A 14,629-nucleotide genomic window follows, 5' to 3' on the forward strand; every position below is an offset into this window, starting at 1 on the left:
CAAGTCCGTGTGGGCCCACCACTTTGAAAGCCACGTATTACGTGGCTTTCGTCGTTTCTGACATCTGAAAAAGTCGGTCAGATGAATTGCACAAAATGCGTTCCGTCCAAAATTCGTCCAATTTCAGTTTTGGACGGACGTTTACGCCACCTCAACGACTGCCGATTTCGCCTCCATGAGGCTGGCCATTGGATTCAGATTGACGACCTCGGCCAAGTGTCCAGGGCTGAAGTGAGCGTACTTTTGAGTCATGGCCAACGTCGCATGCCCAAGCACCTTTTGAAGCGTCAGGATATCCCCGCCGTTCATCATGTAATGGGATGCGAAGGTGTGTCGCAGGACGTGCGTCATCTGCCCATCGGGTAGCTCTAATCCGGTCGCCTCAACACTACGCCGAAAGGTGATGGCGCAAGGTCTGAACGGCAGCGCGGCTTTCAATCGTTCCTCAAGCCGTTTCGAGATTGGCACAGACCGGTTCTTGCTGGATTTCGTGCGGCTGTAATGCACCATCTGATTTCGCACCTGGCGCGGTTGAAGCGCTTCCGCTTCGCCCCACCTGGCACCGGTGGCCAGACACACCTCAGCGATCAGCCCGGCGTTTGAATCCCGTGTAGCCAGGTCACTCAACAGCACCTTAATTTGATCCGCCAGCAGGTAGGCCATCTCTGTTTCGTCAAACTTGAGTTTGCGCACCTTGTCCAACGGGTTGTCGGCGTCCCACTCGCCCAGCCTGGCCAGTTCGTTGAAGACAGCACGTAGGTACGTCAGCTCATGATTCAGCATATTCGCGCTGACGGGCTTCGGATCCGCATCGCCCTTTGAGTAGCCAGCGCCTGGTGTAGTCCTGGAGTGCTTACCTTCTGCGCGCTCGGCGCGGTACTGCGCAAAGTGAGCAGACGTAAACTTGTGCGCCTTCGGGTTCCCCATTCGATTGACCATGCTGATCAAAAGCGCCAGACGCTGTTTGCCGGTCTTCAGGTTTTGCCCATGGACGACGTACCAGCGATTAACCAGCTCAAGCATGCTTCTGGCGTCGTGCTTGGCAGGTTTGGCAACCCGCCCCGACGCAGCCTCTCCCATAACCTTACTGTGGTAATGGGTCGCTTCGTTTTTGGTAGGGAAAATTCTGCGGGTTCGATAGCCGTAGCTGCCATCGGGGCGACAATCAACCTCGTAGCGGCCATCCGGTAGTTTCTTTATCGGCACGGGTTTACACAGGGCTGATCTGCCCTGCCTCCGGGATGGTTTGGCCGGTCATCAGCCACATCGTGTATTTGGTGAACTGAGGGTGCTGAGTAATTTTCAGAAGCTCCGACGACGCGACTGTCTTACTTCTCCCGTACTCATACCCTTTCCAGGTGTTGATCCCGATACCTGAAAGCTCACACATCTCAGACTGGGTAAGCCGCTCCCGAGTACGTATAAGGCGCAGCTTTTCACCGAGGTTCACTGACCGATCACTGGGCTTATCTGGCCACAGTCAGGTGCCGTCTGATCCGTCACCAGCCAGAGCGCGTATTTCATGAACCGAGGATGGGTGGTGATTTTCAGCAACTCGCCTGAACTCACCTCCTTCCGTGCCCCGTATTCGTAGCCCTTCCATGTCCCAAGCTTGATCCCTGTCACTTCACAGATTTCCGACTGAGTCAGCCGCTCGGTTAAACGAATTTCCTTGAGCTTTTGCCCGAGTTCCATGTGCGCCCCTTGACCTTGCTCATTTGAGTACTTAATATCCTCATATGTGTACTTTTACTGCACATATGACGAAGGAGCTTATCAAATGCAGATCACCATAGACACGCCCTACACAACAGTTCGGGAGCTTGCGCGTCGGTCGGGACAATCCGAACGTGCGATCCGTAACGACATCGAGCGCGGCCGAATCCTTATCCGTGCCAAGGCCGAGGGATCCAAAGAAGCTCTGCTGATCAATATGGTCGCCCTGGCCATGGAAGCAGCAGAACAAGCCGAACGCGTGTCTGCCAAACCGACCTCTTCCAAGCGCTAAGGCCCGGTGATGAACGCAAGAACACGCATTACCTCCGATCAATTCGAAGAGATCTATCAGACTGACGTCGTCAAGGCGCTGGAGAACGATAGAGAGCTGGACTTCAAGGACGTCAGTGACAAGTACCTACAGAAAGGCACTTGTCCTAACTGCGGTCAGCAAAAGCTATTCATCAGTAGAGAAAAGCCCTATCGGTTGAAGTGCAACCGCGATAACGAGTGCCAGTTCGAACAGAACACACGGGAGCGTTACAGCTACCTTTTCGAAAACTTGAGCGAGCGTTTCCCGGCTACTGAAGCCAATCCCAATGCCACGGCAGACGCCTATCTAAAGCGCAACCGCGGTTTTGATGTAGCCAAACTCGTCGGCTGGTACACCCAAGCTAAACGCAAGATGAAGTCGGGCGTTTGGGCCGATACCGTGCGTTTTCCGCTGTGCAATGGTTATTGGGAAAGGATCATCGACGAGAGCATGGTTGCCGCCAACAAAGGCGACAAAGCCGGCATCAAGTTCGAAATGTCTTACCAGAACAGCGGCTGGACGCCACCAGGGCAAACCATTGAAAAGAGCGATCGGGTCTACGTCGTGGAAGGGATCTTCCACGCGATCGCGCTACACCTGGCCGGCAAAAAGGCGATCGCATCGATCAGTTGCGTGAACTTCCCTTGGGCGATCGTGGAAGCGAATAAAGGCAAGCTTGTGACATGGGTCATCGGCCTTGATGACGACAAAGCCGGTCACAAATACATTCCCAAGTATCTGAAGATGCTGCGCGGCATGACGGAAATAGCCTGGGTTGCTCTCGCCGGTGAACGCGATTGGGATGATGTATACCGGGATGGTGAACTGGACGACAAATTTCTGGACGACGCTTGTTATCGCGGCCGGCTGTTCACCGCTGAAAGTACAAACAAACTTGCCTACTTGCTGTACCTGCGCCGGCCAGCAGGGTTCTATCTGCTGGAGTTTCGTAACCAACTGTATTCGGCCCGGGTCAATCAAGCAGACCTGAGCAAGGATCTGGGCGAAGACAAGGTGGACGGCAACCGCGAGATCTTTTCCCGCAATGTGAAGATAGCGCAAATCTCCAACTGCATCCCCAGCCTGGATTACCTCGAAAAAGACATCATCACCGGCGAGCAACGCTACTACTTCGACTTCCGTTTTCCCGATCGCAGTCGGAGCGTTCAGGCACCACTACCATCGAGCGCCATTGCAGAGCCGCGTGGTTTCGTTCGGGCAATGCTCGACTTCACGCCAGGCGGAAACTTTGAGGGCGGCGCTCGTGAGCTGGCGATGCTCAAAGCCAAATGGCTGAACGATGAGCGGCGTCCGGTGCGCACTGTTCGCAGCCTGCCGTTCATTGGCTACGACGAAGACTCAGGCACCTACTGCTATCCCCAGTTCGGATTTCATGGCGGTAGAGAGCTGCAGGTCAACAGTCACGGCTTCATCGAAGTCCAAGGCGCCGGGGTGAAAACCGCCCTGGTAAACACAAAGTTCGAACGCGGTACCGACTTTGATCCGGAGTGGTTTCCCGACTTCCTGGCAGTTCATAGCCTGAATGGCCTTGCGGCATTGTCGTGGTGGACAGCGTCGCTGTTCGTTCAACAGATTGGCGTTCAGCAGGCGTCGTTCCCTTTCCTCGAGCTGACCGGCGAACCTGGCGCGGGCAAGTCCACCCTACTGCGATTCCTGTGGCGCCTGATCGGTCGCGACAATATGGAAGGGATCAAACCCAGTGGCACCGGTGCCAGCGCCGTGGGCCTTTCACGCGCCCTTTCCGAAGTCAGCAACTTACCGGTTGTCCTGATCGAATCCGATCGGACTTACACCGATGCTCAGGGCCGTTCGGTGACGGTGCAGTTCGCCTGGGATGAAATGAAGACGCTGTATGACTATCACGCCCCTGTACGTGTAACCGGCGCGAAGACTACCGGTAACGAGACGCGCACCAGCATCTGGCGCGGTGCCTTGGCCATCTCACAGAACGAAACCGTGGACGGCTCCGAGGCCATTCTTTCGCGCATCGTGCATATGCACTGCACCAAGGATCACCACTCGCTGGCCCTAAAGCCGATGGCCGATCGGTTGAAGATCATGAAAGCCAAGGAGCTGGGCGGCTTCCTGCGCCGTGTACTGGCTTTCGAAAAGCAATGGTTGGAACGCTACTTCGAGGCATTCCCGCGCTATGAGAAACGTCTTCAGTCCATCAACGCCCTGACGGAAGCGCGGATCGTCCAGAGCTTCGCGCAAGTCCTTGCAGCGGCCTACGCAACCCAAGCGCTGTTTCCCACCTGGACGGACAGAGACACAGAAAGCCTGGCTAAGCATCTGGAGGCCCGCGCCATCGATCGCCAACAGCGCTGCCGATCGGAGAACCCGACCGCCGCCAAGTTCTGGCAGATCTATCACTACTTGAATGAAGACGTGGTGACCATCATCGATGCCGAAGGCGAACGTGAAGAGATCCGCGAAACGCTCAACCACAGCATCGACAAAGAACTCATCGGCATCAACATCGAGCATTTCCAGCAGGCCTGTAGAAAGGCTGGCCAAGACGTCATTCCTGACACCCAGTTGCGCCGTGCATTGGCCGCCAGCAGCACCCACAAATTCATTGAGACGCGTAAAGCACGGTCACGACTGGAGAAGCGTTCTCTGTGGCTGTGGTTCTTCAGCAAGCGGGGGGAGGCCTCATGAAACGTATGGGTCAGCAGGTGTATCGGGTGTGCATGGGTAAGAGCTTGGCTTTTGTGCGAAGTCCCCTTGTTTGTCCGGAACATCCGGAACATTTCTATTCAATAGATATAAACATCAATAAATACAGTCATTTACTTACAAAAAAATGTTCCGGTCGCACTGGAACATTCCGGAACACACCGGAACGGATTGTGTTCCGGCATGTTCCGGCAATGTTCCGGTCAGCGTTTTTACCGGAACACGGCTGTAGCCCTTACAACACAAGGCTTACAGCCGATTCACAAAAAAACGTGTTCCGGAATGTTCCGGTAGTACCGGAACATTTTCGCTCAGCTACAGGCCCCGTAAATCAAGGGTTACAGCCAATCACTTTTTAAATGTTCCGGATGTTCCGGACTCCGAGCGGTCTTGCACGCGTTTTTTACTGGCGGACTCGACTCACCCTCCTGGATCAAGAGACCCAGGCTCATAAAGAAGGAGCGACACCATGCAAGTACAAGTCATCACCGGCGGCCAAGCCACGGGCAAAACCACCCGGTTACGCGCCATTCAAGCTGAACTGCAAAAGCAGGGGATCGAGGCGCCAATCCTCTTCGTCCAACAGTGGACTACCCCGTACTTCGTGAACCTGATCGCAGAGAAAGCAATGGCCGGGGCCAAGCAATTCCTGGCCGACGACTGCACCCAGTTCCAGATCAAAGCCGCGATGAATCTGCAAGCCCAGGGCATTCACTCCGGAATCCCATCTGACTTTGTGGTTCACCTGGTGCGCCAAGCGTAAGGAGGGGGTAGCAATGATTATTCGCTTCGTAGCCAACACCCTGCCCGGCGAGCTGCCATTACCGAGCAGCTACGTCGACCAGCGCTCACCGGAAGATCTGGCCGAGCTGGCAGCGGCCGCACATTGGAGGGATCACCCGGAGGACACGCCGACGTTCGTCACAGTCGTGCATATGCGCGACGTTGACGGGCATGACCTGGGATTGTTTGAAGTGCGCTGTGAACAACGCCCGGTATTCACGGCAAGCCAATTGCGGCAGGCGTGAGAGAGACGGTGTCGAGGAGTTCGCACCTCCCCGACACCAACCACCACAAGAGGAGCAACACCATGCAAGCACAGCACCCAAGTAGCAGCGGTAGCAAGGCTATCACACCGCCCGGCCAGCGCAGCAGCACGTTCATGCCCCCTCGCCCTTTGTTGGCGACGGCGATAATTGGAGCGGCCTTGATCGGCTACCTGGTACACAAAACGCCAGACGCTCGGCAGCGTCTCGAAAGCCTGGCCGAAATGGCTCAAACCCTGGGCGATCTGTCCGATCGCGATGCTGACGTGGTCGCTCGACTGCTCGCCAAACCAATAGCAGTACAACAGAAAGGAGTTAGCCCATGCTGATCGACGGTCAGTTTGTAGCAGTCAGTGAGGCGCAGTACAACGACGCCCGCAAACAGATGGAGTTGCCCGCCGACTTTCACCTAGTTGAGGCCACCGCCCTACTCCACCACAACACCGGGAACGGAATGGCGCGTATTCCATTGCCGGCGGGCTTGGTGGTCGCCGCGTTCGAAGATCCGCACGGACATCGGCGTTACGGCGTAGTCACGCTTACGACGCCCCGCAATAAGCCGTAATAATTTTAGCGGCTAAAATTGCACTGATACTCTGATTCACCTGGGCGCTTCGGCGCCCTTTTTTGTGCCTGAAAACAAAAGAAAGTTCTGCGCACGATTACTCCTTGACATACATGAAACCATAATTTCATGCAAACAAACCCAACTAAGACCAACAACACAAAAAGCCAAACATCAAAAGAACCGAGCAATAGTTTAGCTATACAAAACCTTCGCAAGACCTCAACAACTAAAAAACACCTACAAATGAACAGTGCAATGCTTATGTACGTAGATACTTACGTACGCATGAAAGTATAAATTCATGCAGTCATTAATGAAATTCCCACAAAGCACAATGTCACCAAAGCACCAAAAAACGAGGGCTTCACAGACGCAAACCCACGGTGTAGCTTGGGTTTATAGGGAACTAAGACGACGTTGAATCCGTTTAAAATATTATTTGACAATCTAATTTTTAAATACGTAAAGTGCCCGACATCTGACCCGCCCAGCATGGAGCCATAGAAATGGACGAGCGAACTATTATTCACACAAGAGACATCATCGAAGAGGTCGCAAAAGTATTAATGTCATTGAGCGTGTCAGTCGGGGCTAGACCACTGAGCGAAGAGGAAAGCGGCGGTGTGGTAGCGACCATGACTTGGAGTCACGGCCGACTACTGGAATGTTCTAGAGAACTGGGAGAAGTGTTTAATCAGAGAGGTAGCGAACTAAGCTGATCGAATAACTGACGCTGCTGAGCAGGCGGCATTTCACGTAGTCGGTCGAAAATCAACTGGTCGACCGATTGGGCCGAAGGACGCAAGGGGTGTGAATAGGTAAGGTTCATTACGAATGTATGCCCGCAACGTGGGTTGAGGCACTGGCAGTACAGCTTCGCATATTCCACATTCATGTTTTCGCGTGAATCAATCCGAGCCTTACCCGCACAATCCCTACAAATGATCCGCATTGCCCCCCTCCCCGATGGTGTACGTACGTACACTATTCTACGTGAAGCAACTTCAAGCCGCTGCGCCTGACTCAATAGGTTCACGCCATCCGATACGCCGATCAGGCCGCAGTGAATCATTCAACTGGTCGAACAACTGACAGATCGGTCGAATCTCATTGTTGGTGTAAACCCGATCAATCTTTTCAATGTCGCCGAACCCTCCGCTGTTCTCCGGAATGATCCCCGCCAGCGCGGGGTTCATCCGCCACGCGGCAATCACGTCGTTACGGGTGATGTTCTTCACCTTCTCCAACTCATCTTTCGCCTGGAAGTCCCCCACGGGGATGATTTGAATCGCCTTTTCGGTACCGCCCGGGATGTTCACGAACATCGACCTGAAGTTACCCACACCCTTGCTCGCACTGATCTGCGCGCGCAGCTCGTTTTCGTCGTCTTCGGTCAAGTTCGGATCGTTGGTGTAGAAGATATAACCCGCGTGGGCACCGTTGCTGTAATAGCGCCGGCGGAAAAGGGTCGCGGCCTCATTGAGCAACAATGCCTGCATACCGCCCAGGTAATCGGGAATGCCGTAGACGTCCTGCTCCACGTCGTAATTCATCACATGCTCGACGTCTTCCTGGTCGAATTCCACTTCCTTTCCGTCCGGCAGCAGCATCACAAAGCCGCCGTCTACTTTTACGCGCATGTTGATCGCTGCCAGGTGTTCCATTTCCAGGACTTCGCCGAACACGTTACGGTTCTTCAGGAAATAGGACTCGCCGAACACCATAAAATCCAGCCCTGCACGGCTCATAGTGCGGATGCTACACCCCGCCGAGGGAACGAACTCTCGCAACAGCAGGTTGCGCTTGAAACCCGGAATGGCGCCGTGGTGCGCGTTGGCGCGCAACAGCTTCGCCAGTCCTTGGCGTGACACCGGCGGCGTGTAAATACGGCCGTCGTGGCTGGCAAACGTGCCCAGGTATTGCCCGATGTTTTCGGTCAGCACCTGCTCGGGAGCGCCGAACGAAAAGGCCCGCGCTCGCCCGCGTGGTGGATTGACGGTTTGCTGGTTTCTTCGCTTGCCCATGTGTACCTGTTCCGCTGAGTGTGTAGGAGCTTCGGCGCTGCTTGTTGGTGTTGAGTGGTTCGTGGGCCAGCGCGTGCATGATTGCCCAGGCAATGTCCGCGTGGCCTGTCGCGTCGGTGCGGGAGGCGCTATAGGTGATCTGGCCGCTGCTGGTCGCACCGCGCTTGATGGTCAAGAAGGCCTGCGCGATGTCGTTCCAACCAGCGTCCCATTCGATTCGACTGCCTTGAATGGTGTCCTGGGCTTTCAGTACCAGGCTATTTTTGGTTTCAAGGCTGTAGTGAATTGAGGTCGCACGCGGGTAGAAGTCGCGCACCAGGTCAAACACCCCGTAGCCGATACCGGTGGTATCGATGCCGATGTGCTGGACGTTGAAACGCTCCGTGAGCTTTTTGATTTGCGCTGCCTGGAAGGTGAACGAATGCCCACGCCAGCTGTGTTTTTCCAGTATCCGGAACTTGGCGCCAGGCTCTAACGGTGGAGCTAGGACAACACAGGTCGCGTCGTCTCGCGTTCGACTCGGGTCGTAGCCGATCCATACCGGACTGTTTCCGTAGGGGCGATCGTCCTCGGGTTCGAAGTCCGTCCACAACGACAGATCCGAGTAGCACCGCTCCAGATCGGCCAGTGCGAATACTCCTTGGGTGCTGTCGATGAATTTGCAGTAGAACAGCTGCTGGAACTTGTCCGCGTCGTACTCAAGCTGCAATTGCTCCAGATCGAACAGATCGCAACCACCGGCGATTGCGTCCTCAATGGTGATGATCTTGCGCCACTGGCCATCGGGGCACAGCGCGCCGGCGGCAATTTCCTTTTCGCTTGGCCATGGATTCTTCGCAGCCTTGCGCTTGCTGTTGCGGAAAGTCTCACCAGTCCAGAACGGATAGGCCTGATGCGTTACTGCGCTCGGAGTAGAGAAATACGTCTTGCGCCACTTCTTATGCGTGCCCATAGCACTGGCCACAGTGCTGAGTTTTTCGAAGTCGCGAATCCAGAAATACTCGTCGATGTAGACGTGACCGTGGTGCCCCTGGGCAGTGCTGCTGTTGGTGCTGAGAAACCGCAGTTCGGCACCGTTGCTCAACACAATAGGATTGCCGGTCAGCTCCAATCCGAACCACTGCTGGGCGAACTGGATGATGTAGCTACGGAAAATCTCGGATTGCGATCGGCTGGCCGACAAGAACATTTGATTGTCCCCGGTCAGCACCGCGTCCATGAACGCTTCGCCAGCGAAATAGTAGGTCAAACCTACTTGCCGACTCTTCAGAATGTTGCGGATCCGGCGTGTCAGCGGGTTCTGTTTGGCTTCAAACAATTCCTTTTGATAGCCGTACATCTTGCTGATGAACTTATCCAGGAAGTCGACTTCGGTCAGACCGGAGACGTCGTTCTTCACTTTCTTTTCGCGCTTTTTACCGCCTCTGTCCCCACGCTCCCGGCGCCTGTCTTGGCGATCACCTTGGTCGTGTGCGGGCGCTTCACCTGAGATCGCCGGCGTCGGTTTGGTGGACTGTTTCAACAGTCGATCGCGTACGGTGGTCAGTCGGTCCAGTTCGTCCAACTCACCTTTGGTCAGCGTGGTCTGTTTTTCAAGGATCAACGTCAGACGCCGGCTGACCGCTGTCAGCGGTTCTTCATCCGAAAGCATCTCGTCCCAGCCGCCCTTGGCGATCCAGTAATAGACGATCCGGATATTCGGCAGCTTGAGCTGGGCCTGAATCTCTTTCGGCTTGCACCGACGCAAATAGAGACGTTTTGCGGCTTCTTTGACTTCGATTGAATAGAGCATGTCCGCAGTCTATGCGGCGAAAACACTGAAAACGCGGTGTTAAATTCCGCAAATCTTCTAGATCGTGAAAATAGGAGGAAAGCAAAAGCAAAGCGTTTGTTTGGTGGTCGTCGGCTCCCTATCGTGGCGGCTCAAATCACCGATTGAGCGCAGAAACGCCAATGCCCCGTTCCCTTGTTTCTTTCTGGAAACGTGTCGCCACCAGCGGCACCACCGCTGATAACCGCGAGATTCTGCCCCAAGAACTGCGCGACATCGCCGAGACCTACAAGCCTTCTTTTTACACGGCAGTGATCTGGTGCGAACACGAACGTGGTTATGGATCCCACGGGACGGTCTACGCGGTGCGCCTGGTGGAAGATGACGAGGATCTGGAACCTGGCCAAGTCGCGTTGGAGGTCCAACTCAAGCCCAACGATCAATTGTTGTGGCTGAACGACCAGGGCCAGAAGCTGTTCACCAGCATCGAGATCACTCCTAACTTCCGTGGCAAAGGCAAAGCCTATTTGACCGGTCTGGCTGTGACCGACTCCCCTGCCAGCACTGGCACCCAAGAGCTGTATTTCTCCCGCAAACAGGCCTACCCCACCGTTTATTACAGCGCCGCCCTCCCGCTGGGTTCATTTGACGAATCTGAACCCAAGGGCGAGCTGCAAAAACTCCTTTCGATGTTCTCCGGACTGTTCAAACGCTTCGGCATCGAAGAACCCCCAGCAACCCCGAACCCCCAATCAGAGAGCCAAACCCCAATGGATGAAGCCCAAGCCAAAGCGCTGGCCGCACTGGTCGAACAGCTGTTGCTCGTCGCTGCCGGCATTCAAACCTTGATCGAGCCAGACACGGCTGAAGTTGAAGCAGACCAGGACCAAATCGACGCGGTCGGCACCTCCGTGCAGGACATTCTCGACACCGCTGAAGAAGAGCGCGAGTACTCCCGTCGCCGCAAGGGCGCGACCGGCAACCTGGCGTTGGCCAAGGCCGTAGCCAACCTGGACAAAAAATTCACCGCGCTACTGGATACGCCGAAGGGCCGCAACGTGCCGCGCACCACCGGCGCGACCCAAAGCCAGAAACGGAGAACCTTGTAAATGGGCGCCTCTCTCAGCAGTCACGCCCAGGAACAGTTCGCGCTTCTGCAGGACGACATGGCCGAGTCGTACAACGTCCATGACGTGTCTCGACAGTTCGCGGTAGAACCGAGCATTGCCCAAGAGCTGAACGACAAAATCACCGAAAAATCCGACTTTCTCAGTCGCATCAACGTCGTTCCTGTCAATGAAATTAAGGGTCAAAAGGTCATGCTTGGCGTGACCGGCCCGGTGTCCAGCCGCACCAACACCAAAACCAAAGACCGCGAAGCCAAGGACTTCAGCGATGTGTCCGGCTTGGATTACGAGCTGTACCACACTGAATCCGACGTAGGTTTGCCATTCGCGAAGATCGACAGCTGGGCCAAGTTCCCGGACTTTGCAGAGCGTTACGGCGCGGCGGTGCAACGCCAGATCGCGCTGGATCGCATCATGATCGGCTGGCATGGCGTCGAAGCGGCGGCACAGACCGACCTTGCGGCTCATCCAATGCTGCAAGACGTCAACAAAGGCTGGCTGCAGTTGGCCCGAGAGCAGATCCCTGCTCAGGTGCTGAAGGAAGGCAAGACCGCCGGGAAGATCACACTCGGCGCCGGTGGCGACTACGCCAACCTTGACGCCCTGGTGCATGACGTCAAACAGATGATCGATCCGGTTTTCCGCGATGCTGGCGACCTGATCGCAATCATCGGCAGCGATCTGCTGGCCAATGACAAGGGCAAGCTGTACGCCAAGCAAGGTGACACGCCGACCGAAAAAGAGCGCATCGAGAACGCTCAGGTGATCGACACCTACGGCGGTTTGCCCTCCTTCGTGATCCCTCACTTTCCATCCACCGGCGTCGTCGTCACCAGTTGGGACAACCTGTCGATTTACTTTCAGGACAGCAGCTGGCGACGCCATCTGATCGAAAACCCAAAACGCTCTCGCGTTGAGGATTACAACGGCCGCAATGAGGGCTATGTGATCGAGCAACTGGAAAAGTTCGCGGCGATCGAAGCCAGCAATCTGGAGCTGCTGCCGTGAGTATCGCCCTTGCCCACAAGCGGCGTGTTCTCGCGGAGGGTCCGGGCACGGTGACCCGTGCGGAGCCATACAGCTCCAGCACGGCTCTGGCCAGTCCAGCCAATGCGCAGAAGCACCTCAAGCTGATGGAAAGCGCGCTGGCCGTTGATCTGGAGCGACTCAGCAACATCAACAACCACGAAACCCGCCGCTTGATTAAGCGTGACGAGTTGCTGCCCAAGTACATGGAGTACGTCGAGCGCTACCGCGACTCAGGACTGAATCACCCGAACCCGGTGTTAGTGCATGTCCTGGTCTGGCTCTTCGATACCGAGCAGTTCGAGTTGGGCTTGCAGGTCGCCATGTTCGCTATCCAGCAAGGCCAGGCAATGCCCGACGGATTCAAGCGTGACGTGCCGACGTTCGTGGGTGACGCAGTGATCGACTGGGCCGAGAACGAACAAAAGTGCGGGCGCAGCCCCGATCCATACCTGAGCGACATGTTGCCGTTCGTGGATGGTGAATGGGATCTGCCGGCACAAATCCCGGCGCGCTATCACAAGTTGCTCGGCATCCGCGCTATCGACGCCAAGGAATGGGAAACCGCCGTCCGCCACTTTGAGCGTGCCCAAGAACTGCATTCCGAAATTGGCGTGGGAACGCGCCTGAAAGGCGCTCGCAAGGCGCTGGAAAAACAACAGGCTCAAAGCGCCTCCGAATAACCCGACTACCCCCCCTGCGGGGAACTGTGGACGTGAGTCGGCCATTTATGGCCCGCCCCATGAGAAACAGTTTCCCCGCCCTATTTGAGTGCCCAGTAATGAGCTTTTCCGGGAAACCCACGACCTTTGTGGAACAGGCCATCGAGAACGACGGCTTTTGGCCGAACCTCTCCGTGTCCGAGTTTCAGAAGGGCTACCGCCTGCCGGCGGAGTACCTGGTAGACATGCTGGTCACCGACTTAAAGACCGCAATGATTGAGGTAAACCGCGATCTGACCAAGCGCAAAAGCGACTGGCAGAACGTCGGTGTCACCAACGTGGAAACGGCCGACCCTACGGTCCTGCCTGAACGCACATTTCACGCTGCGACGTACAAGCGCGCCGTTTACTGCCGTGCAAAAGCCAGCCTACTGACCCAATTCGCCACCGTGAACCGTCGCGAAAGCGCCGAAAACATCGGCAAGGAATTGCCCGAGCGCGGCGAAACCTTTCTGGAGTTCAGCCAGCAAGCCATCCGGGTTCTGCAAGGCCGTGGCCGTATAACGGCGGCTCTGCTATGACCAAGCTGCAAGGACTGACCGCGTATCTGTTGGAACGCCGCCTGGTCGAGCCTGAACAACTCGACAGCTGGACGGAGCAGGTCAAGCTATCGCTGATCTGGAAACCCGACGTCGACGGCATGCACTTCGCCGATATGCACTATCGCGCCGTGATTGTCCTGGAGCGTTTCGCCGACCATCCGGCGCGGCTGATGGCTCTGGTTGGGAGCTGGCTGGAAAACCACGACTCCAACCGCGACCACCATGAACTGCCTGCGCCGGAATTCCTTGTAGAGCCGCTGGATAACGATCTGTTCGACGTGGAAATCACGCTGGAGTTTGTCGAGCCGCAGTATCTGGCCGAAGACCCCGCCGGCGAGATCGACGCCTTCGGCAAGACCTGGGCTTTTGTCCCGTTTGATCTGTGGGTTGCAGAGCGCGGCGAGGTGGCCACCGATGGCCGGCCGTAGCACGTTCGAACTCGACATTCGCGGTCGCTTGGGCGTGCGCGAACAGCTGGCATTGCTGAGTCTACCGCCGCAAATGCGCCGCCGCTTGCTGAACCAGGTCACCAAGCGCGTACGGACGATGAGCCGCAAGCGCGTGCGCGAGCAGAAGAACGTGGACGGCACGCCCTTCGCCCCACGCAAGGGCGACAGCAAGGGCAAAAAGAAAATGGAAGCCGGCCTGGCCAAATTGATGGTGGTCACCCGGGTGTCCGCTGATGAAGCGGAACTGGGCTGGAAAAACGCCCTGACCCGATGGGTCGCCGCGCAGCAGCACAACGGTGCCAGCGAGCGCCGCACCGCCCAGCAGATGCGTCGATGGAACAAGACCCCACCGGGTTTGGCAGCAACCGACAAGCAAGCCAAGCGCTTGCGGCGGTTGGGCTTTCGTGTGCGCCAAGCCGGCAAAAAGACGCTGACCCGGCCGTCGGTGGCGTGGATTCAAGAGCATGTGAACTACGCCAAAGCCGGTTTGCTGATCCGGATCCTGGACGACCAGCGCAGCGAAAGCACCGGCGCGCAGAGCTGGGAAATCACGCTGCCGAAACGCCAGTTCATCGGCGCCGAAACCGAACGCGAAACCAATCTCCTGATTAACCAGGTGTTGCAA

Annotated in this window: 17 protein-coding genes; 11 read left to right on the top strand and 6 right to left on the bottom strand. The window is 56.2% G+C overall.

The genetic code is table 11. The features are described 5' to 3' along the window. Positions 1-141 precede the first annotated feature (141 nt). Genes FGA82_RS26350 through FGA82_RS26360 form a run of 3 tightly spaced genes read right to left on the bottom strand, consistent with a single transcriptional unit; the run spans position 142 to position 1,695 of the window. Entirely contained in the window at positions 142-1,206 is a 1,065-nt protein-coding gene (locus FGA82_RS26350) for a phage integrase (protein ID WP_141129357.1), read from the bottom strand. Positions 1,207-1,210: 4 nt separating this feature from the next. After that, positions 1,211-1,450, bottom strand: a complete 240-nt coding sequence (locus tag FGA82_RS26355) for a helix-turn-helix domain-containing protein (protein ID WP_141129358.1) — start codon at positions 1,448-1,450, stop codon at positions 1,211-1,213. Continuing rightward, on the bottom strand, positions 1,447-1,695 hold the full coding sequence (locus tag FGA82_RS26360) for a helix-turn-helix domain-containing protein (protein WP_141129359.1): 249 nt from the start codon (positions 1,693-1,695) through the stop codon (positions 1,447-1,449). The genes FGA82_RS26355 and FGA82_RS26360 overlap by 4 nt, the downstream gene beginning before the upstream one ends. 85 nt (positions 1,696-1,780) lie before the next feature. On the opposite strand from FGA82_RS26360, the gene FGA82_RS26365 reads away from it, so the two are divergent. The 5 genes from FGA82_RS26365 (at position 1,781) to FGA82_RS26390 (ending at position 6,340) form a co-directional block, all read left to right on the top strand. Next, a complete protein-coding gene (locus FGA82_RS26365) occupies positions 1,781-2,008 on the top strand; it encodes a hypothetical protein (RefSeq protein WP_141129360.1) in 228 nt (75 codons plus the stop codon). Positions 2,009-2,017: 9 nt separating this feature from the next. After that, entirely contained in the window at positions 2,018-4,711 is a 2,694-nt protein-coding gene (locus FGA82_RS26370) for a toprim domain-containing protein (RefSeq protein WP_141129374.1), read from the top strand. 487 nt (positions 4,712-5,198) lie between these two features. Continuing rightward, on the top strand, positions 5,199-5,492 hold the full coding sequence (locus FGA82_RS26375) for a hypothetical protein (protein WP_141129361.1): 294 nt from the start codon (positions 5,199-5,201) through the stop codon (positions 5,490-5,492). 13 nt (positions 5,493-5,505) lie between these two features. Then, on the top strand, positions 5,506-5,757 hold the full coding sequence (locus FGA82_RS26380) for a hypothetical protein (protein WP_141129362.1): 252 nt from the start codon (positions 5,506-5,508) through the stop codon (positions 5,755-5,757). A 340-nt stretch (positions 5,758-6,097) separates the two neighbouring features. After that, positions 6,098-6,340 carry a hypothetical protein gene (locus FGA82_RS26390; protein ID WP_141129364.1) on the top strand — a complete coding sequence of 81 codons (243 nt, stop codon included), beginning with the start codon at positions 6,098-6,100 and terminating at the stop codon, positions 6,338-6,340. A 697-nt stretch (positions 6,341-7,037) separates the two neighbouring features. Here the strand turns inward: FGA82_RS26390 and FGA82_RS26395 are convergent. The 3 genes from FGA82_RS26395 to FGA82_RS26405 are packed head-to-tail and all read right to left on the bottom strand — an operon-like array spanning position 7,038 to position 10,159. Continuing rightward, positions 7,038-7,295: an ogr/Delta-like zinc finger family protein gene (locus FGA82_RS26395; RefSeq protein WP_141129365.1), complete on the bottom strand. Its 258-nt coding sequence runs from the start codon at positions 7,293-7,295 to the stop codon at positions 7,038-7,040. A 52-nt stretch (positions 7,296-7,347) separates the two neighbouring features. Next, on the bottom strand, positions 7,348-8,187 hold the full coding sequence (locus FGA82_RS26400; protein WP_171057363.1) for a phage portal protein: 840 nt from the start codon (positions 8,185-8,187) through the stop codon (positions 7,348-7,350). Next, positions 8,102-10,159, bottom strand: coding sequence for a terminase large subunit domain-containing protein (locus tag FGA82_RS26405; RefSeq protein ID WP_141129367.1), 2,058 nt, complete (start codon positions 10,157-10,159; stop codon positions 8,102-8,104). The genes FGA82_RS26400 and FGA82_RS26405 overlap by 86 nt, the downstream gene beginning before the upstream one ends. A gap of 161 nt (positions 10,160-10,320) precedes the next feature. Between FGA82_RS26405 and FGA82_RS26410 the strand changes: the two genes are divergently transcribed. The 6 genes from FGA82_RS26410 to FGA82_RS26435 form a co-directional block, all read left to right on the top strand. Further along, complete coding sequence (locus FGA82_RS26410) at positions 10,321-11,247, top strand: GPO family capsid scaffolding protein (protein ID WP_141129368.1); 927 nt, start codon at positions 10,321-10,323, stop codon at positions 11,245-11,247. Beyond that, positions 11,248-12,273 carry a phage major capsid protein, P2 family gene (locus FGA82_RS26415; protein ID WP_141129369.1) on the top strand — a complete coding sequence of 342 codons (1,026 nt, stop codon included), beginning with the start codon at positions 11,248-11,250 and terminating at the stop codon, positions 12,271-12,273. Beyond that, positions 12,270-12,974, top strand: coding sequence for a phage terminase small subunit (gpM, locus tag FGA82_RS26420; RefSeq protein WP_141129370.1), 705 nt, complete (start codon positions 12,270-12,272; stop codon positions 12,972-12,974). Before FGA82_RS26415 ends, gpM begins: the two co-directional genes overlap by 4 nt. A gap of 98 nt (positions 12,975-13,072) precedes the next feature. Continuing rightward, positions 13,073-13,534, top strand: a complete 462-nt coding sequence (locus FGA82_RS26425) for a head completion/stabilization protein (RefSeq protein WP_141129371.1) — start codon at positions 13,073-13,075, stop codon at positions 13,532-13,534. Further along, complete coding sequence (locus FGA82_RS26430; RefSeq protein WP_141129372.1) at positions 13,531-13,983, top strand: phage tail protein; 453 nt, start codon at positions 13,531-13,533, stop codon at positions 13,981-13,983. The genes FGA82_RS26425 and FGA82_RS26430 overlap by 4 nt, the downstream gene beginning before the upstream one ends. Continuing rightward, the coding region (locus FGA82_RS26435) for a phage virion morphogenesis protein (RefSeq protein WP_141129373.1) at positions 13,970-14,629 on the top strand (660 nt) is incomplete at its 3' end. The genes FGA82_RS26430 and FGA82_RS26435, both read left to right, overlap by 14 nt.

Source organism: Pseudomonas fluorescens, assembly GCF_005938625.1.
GTDB lineage: Bacteria > Pseudomonadota > Gammaproteobacteria > Pseudomonadales > Pseudomonadaceae > Aquipseudomonas > Aquipseudomonas fluorescens_BD.

Bases quoted from the DNA above. Each gene is read 5' to 3' on its own strand.
- FGA82_RS26415 (WP_141129369.1), top strand. From the start codon at position 11,248: ATGGGCGCCTCTCTCAGCAGTCACGCCCAGGAACAGTTCGCGCTTCTG.
- FGA82_RS26365 (WP_141129360.1), top strand. From the start codon at position 1,781: ATGCAGATCACCATAGACACGCCCTACACAACAGTTCGGGAGCTTGCG.
- FGA82_RS26410 (WP_141129368.1), top strand. From the start codon at position 10,321: ATGCCCCGTTCCCTTGTTTCTTTCTGGAAACGTGTCGCCACCAGCGGC.
- FGA82_RS26395 (WP_141129365.1), bottom strand. From the start codon at position 7,295: ATGCGGATCATTTGTAGGGATTGTGCGGGTAAGGCTCGGATTGATTCA.
- FGA82_RS26425 (WP_141129371.1), top strand. From the start codon at position 13,073: ATGAGCTTTTCCGGGAAACCCACGACCTTTGTGGAACAGGCCATCGAG.
- FGA82_RS26360 (WP_141129359.1), bottom strand. From the start codon at position 1,695: ATGGAACTCGGGCAAAAGCTCAAGGAAATTCGTTTAACCGAGCGGCTG.
- FGA82_RS26390 (WP_141129364.1), top strand. From the start codon at position 6,098: ATGCTGATCGACGGTCAGTTTGTAGCAGTCAGTGAGGCGCAGTACAAC.
- FGA82_RS26370 (WP_141129374.1), top strand. From the start codon at position 2,018: ATGAACGCAAGAACACGCATTACCTCCGATCAATTCGAAGAGATCTAT.
- FGA82_RS26430 (WP_141129372.1), top strand. From the start codon at position 13,531: ATGACCAAGCTGCAAGGACTGACCGCGTATCTGTTGGAACGCCGCCTG.
- FGA82_RS26405 (WP_141129367.1), bottom strand. From the start codon at position 10,159: ATGCTCTATTCAATCGAAGTCAAAGAAGCCGCAAAACGTCTCTATTTG.
- FGA82_RS26375 (WP_141129361.1), top strand. From the start codon at position 5,199: ATGCAAGTACAAGTCATCACCGGCGGCCAAGCCACGGGCAAAACCACC.
- FGA82_RS26380 (WP_141129362.1), top strand. From the start codon at position 5,506: ATGATTATTCGCTTCGTAGCCAACACCCTGCCCGGCGAGCTGCCATTA.